The organism is Pseudomonas sp. 43(2021), assembly GCF_017490805.1.
GTDB lineage: Bacteria > Pseudomonadota > Gammaproteobacteria > Pseudomonadales > Pseudomonadaceae > Aquipseudomonas.
In genome coordinates this window covers 1-566 of the sequence record NZ_JAFGYJ010000200.1, presented here as the reverse complement: position 1 = coordinate 566, position 566 = coordinate 1, and the positions used below count along the sequence as shown (strand labels likewise).

The 566-nt window shown below is 57.6% G+C and carries 1 protein-coding gene; it reads right to left on the bottom strand.

Translation table 11 applies throughout. The annotated features are described in order from the left end of the window. The coding region (locus J5M71_RS26745) for a site-specific integrase (protein WP_207838504.1) at positions 1-566 on the bottom strand (566 nt) is incomplete at both ends.

The following is a 566-nucleotide window of genomic DNA, read 5'->3' as shown; positions in this document are numbered from 1 at the left end:
ATCGCATGAGCATGCGGGGATCTTTATGACCCGTGATTTTCGTCAACTCATGCAAAGGAAAGATCGAGGCCAGGCGAGACGTGGCTTCGTGGCGTAGATCGTGAAACCGGAGGTCTGTCAAAAATTTTGGATTGGGCCGCCGGCCGGCTTCTTTGCAGATATCAAGATATTTGGCTCTCGCGCGAGCCACCGCGCGCTCGAAGGCCCGAGTAACAGCATCGGCCCGGATCGTGAATACGCGATCGGCACGGGCGATTTCGTCGTGCTCGAGGGTCTTCTTGCCGGCGCTGGCTTGTGTGTCCCGTAGTGCTTGTAACACTGCGACCGCGCGGGGAGACAGAGGCACGTCGCGAGCATCTCCGTTTTTTGTTGCGGGTAAGTGTGCGACGCGGCGTTTGAGGTCGACGTGTTGCCATTGCAGCGACACAATTTCGCTTCGACGCATGGCTGTTTCCGTCGCCAGCCATACGATTGCCGGTAGCAGTTCTGAGTTGCTGGCGGCTAAAGCCAGTTCGATCTCGCCATCTTCCGCACCGCGCTCGGATTCCGGCTCATCATCTTTTTTC